This window comes from Klebsiella sp. MS 92-3 (genome assembly GCF_000195655.1).
GTDB lineage: Bacteria > Pseudomonadota > Gammaproteobacteria > Enterobacterales > Enterobacteriaceae > Klebsiella > Klebsiella pneumoniae.
Genome location: NZ_GL882857.1, coordinates 1 through 2,492, shown reverse-complemented (window position 1 = coordinate 2,492; position 2,492 = coordinate 1). Strand labels below are relative to the sequence as shown.

The window sequence follows — 2,492 nt, the reverse complement described above, 5'->3', positions numbered from 1 at the left end:
CGGGGTGGACGCGGAGCCGGCACGGCGACATCCTTATCGCACCACTCCTCCTGTGCCGGCAGGCTGACAAGGGAGGGTCCCCCCTCCCCTGATGCGCCGGGCTGTCACTCCTGAGTTCTGCTGGCGCGGGCCTCTCTCACCATTTCCCTTAAAACCCGGCGATCAAACCAGCGCCGGACCGGAGTGTCCGTAAAACGCAGCTGATCAGCGATAACCCCTGCGCTCCTGATAGTTTCCTCCCGCTCGTTAACCAGGGTGAGCAGAACCGGGCAGAATCGCGCATCGCGAATCAGAATGGCATCGAGGACCTGATCCAGCCTGTCGGTTTCGTCTTCGTCCAGGCAGTTATCATGATCATACTCCACGGCCAGCAAGCGCCAGTCACAGATCCGCCTGTCCATCAGACGGGGATTGACGGACGGCGTCAGCGCGGCGGCGATGCACTTCGTATCCCGGTGGACGATTTCCGATATCTGCGTGAGGGAGGCTTTCAGGAAGGCCAGCAGATCGTCACATTCCGCCGCCGTCAGCCACTCCTGAGCGTAAGGCAGGCGGATAACCTGACAGTCAGCCAGCCGCTCCGGATGCGGATATGCCTGCACCGGAAAGAGATGCAGACGAGCCGGGGTTCCCGCCAGCCGCCGGGCGCTGGCGAGCAACAACGCTGCCCGGCCATACGTCAGCGGCTGACAAAGCTGTTCCGTAAGCGTGAGGATTTCCACGCCGCTGAGAGAGCCGCAGGCGGCGAGCCAGCCGGGTACGGTTTCGGGTGCGACGGGCGCCATATCAACAGCGTCGGGCCAGCCAGCCTGGCGCAGCATCCGGTCGCCGTGACGCAGAATAAGCGTGTTAAGGGTTTCATTTTTCATCATTATCGTCTCTGTCCGGGGTATATCGCCCCGCAGCGTGGCGGGGCGATCTGCTGTCAGCTTTTCAGTAATGCCCGCACTTTCGCTGTATCTGCCAGGCGGCGCATGACGCTTTCCGGCACCGGTTGATTGCGATCCCGTGCGGTCCATTCCCTGTCCCACAATGCCTGTTCGGCGGTAATCAGCAGGGTTTCAAGCAGGTCAACTGGCACAGTCACCCTCTGCCCGCTCTCTTTCACCTGGTCTATCAGTGCCATCACCAGGCCGGCTGACACGCCCGACTCAAGCCGTTGTTCTTCCGGTATAGCGTCCATGCGTTCCAGCACGGCCCTTACGTCCTGTTCTGAAAAGGAATATTCCATCCCGTCAGCCAGCGCTTCAATATCCGCCGGGGTCCAGATAATCAGGTTCAGCGGGGTTTCTGCGGGATATTGCTCACTCAGCATCCTGCAAAGGTCTTCACGGGTTCCGTACATGTTCTCTCCTCAGTCCTGAAAGCTTTCATCGAGCATCAGTGCAATATTGAACGCCTCATCCATCAGGACGCTGAGACGTCGCAGACTGATACCGGCAAGCCGTTCCGCCAGTCCGTCGTACCGGTAGTGGTACGTGTCTTCCAGCACTTTCAGGGTGGTTTTCAGGTCGCAAAGATTGTTCGCCAGCCCGGCCATATCGCGGCGCAGGGCTTCGTGTCCGTCGTAATTCATTACGCGGCCTCCGGGAGCCATTCATCGTTCGCCGCCGGGGTATTGACGGCCCGGTGCATGGCGGCCAGTCGTTCGGTTCCGGCCCGGTGGTACTGCGCCAGCATTTCGATGCCGATATAGCGGCGTCCGGCACGGTATGCAGCGACGCAGGTCGAACCGCTTCCGGCAAACGGGTCGAGAACAATCGCGCCCGGGGCGCTGAATGACTCAATCAGCGGCTGTAGCGCCTCCACCGGTTTCTGCGTCGGATGCAGGGTATTACCGGTATACGGGAAGGGCAGCACATCCGGCAGCGGTTTAAGGGGCGGCACGGGGCGGCCTTTGGCAAGGACATAAGCCCCTTCATGGCAGTAGTCCACAAATCCGCGTCGGGCCCTGGCGTTACGACGGTTGGAGGCATAGTTTTTGGTGAACACAAGCTGGCCCACGGCATAGAATCCTGCCGCCTTCCACGCGGCCATAAAGCGGTCCACACGGTTCCAGCCGTAGAAGCTCACCATAAGCGCGTCTTTTTTAAGGACGCGATACATCTCCAGCGTGGCCGGTTGCAGCCATTCGTCCGTCACATCCCCGGCAATCTGTCTGCCCTGGCGGTCCTTAAAACCGACGAGGTAAGGCGGATCGGTCACAATAAGGTCCACGGCACGGTCGGGGAATCCGCGCATCACATCAATACAGTTCCCGAGAATGAATCTGGACATGGCAGCACTCCTGTAGTCAGAGGGGGCAGGAGGCATCACCGCGATACCGTTCCCTGCCGCACGCTGCCTGTTCATCGCGTCCGGTCACGGGTCAGGCCGACCGTGGAATACCGCAGCCGTCCGTCTTTTCGACGGCAAGGATATGCCGCGAAAGCGGCTTGAAGGGCGTTCCTTAAAAGGGCGAGGGACTGGCGTACACTCTCAACGACGCCGGG

4 protein-coding genes and 1 pseudogene are annotated in these 2,492 nt (G+C 60.6%); all 5 read right to left on the bottom strand.

What is annotated here, in order from left to right; translation table 11 throughout:
• Positions 1-104: 104 nt before the first annotated feature.
• Complete coding sequence (locus tag HMPREF9538_RS04100; protein WP_009486131.1) at positions 105-872, bottom strand: hypothetical protein; 768 nt, start codon at positions 870-872, stop codon at positions 105-107.
• A gap of 53 nt (positions 873-925) precedes the next feature.
• The gene (locus HMPREF9538_RS04105; protein WP_009486130.1) at positions 926-1,345 is read right to left on the bottom strand and encodes a DUF1380 family protein; all 420 of its coding nucleotides are present in this window, start codon (positions 1,343-1,345) and stop codon (positions 926-928) included.
• A 9-nt stretch (positions 1,346-1,354) separates the two neighbouring features.
• On the bottom strand, positions 1,355-1,576 hold the full coding sequence (locus HMPREF9538_RS04110; protein ID WP_009486129.1) for a hypothetical protein: 222 nt from the start codon (positions 1,574-1,576) through the stop codon (positions 1,355-1,357).
• A complete protein-coding gene (locus tag HMPREF9538_RS04115; RefSeq protein ID WP_001568041.1) occupies positions 1,576-2,277 on the bottom strand; it encodes a DNA methylase in 702 nt (233 codons plus the stop codon). Before HMPREF9538_RS04115 ends, HMPREF9538_RS04110 begins: the two co-directional genes overlap by 1 nt.
• A gap of 71 nt (positions 2,278-2,348) precedes the next feature.
• Positions 2,349-2,492 (bottom strand): annotated as a pseudogene (locus HMPREF9538_RS33055) (hypothetical protein); the annotation flags it as partial.

Excerpts from the sequence above, each read along its gene's own strand:
- HMPREF9538_RS04100 (WP_009486131.1), bottom strand. The coding sequence starts at position 872 with ATGATGAAAAATGAAACCCTTAACACGCTTATTCTGCGTCACGGCGAC.
- HMPREF9538_RS04105 (WP_009486130.1), bottom strand. The coding sequence starts at position 1,345 with ATGTACGGAACCCGTGAAGACCTTTGCAGGATGCTGAGTGAGCAATAT.
- HMPREF9538_RS04115 (WP_001568041.1), bottom strand. The coding sequence starts at position 2,277 with ATGTCCAGATTCATTCTCGGGAACTGTATTGATGTGATGCGCGGATTC.
- HMPREF9538_RS04110 (WP_009486129.1), bottom strand. The coding sequence starts at position 1,576 with ATGAATTACGACGGACACGAAGCCCTGCGCCGCGATATGGCCGGGCTG.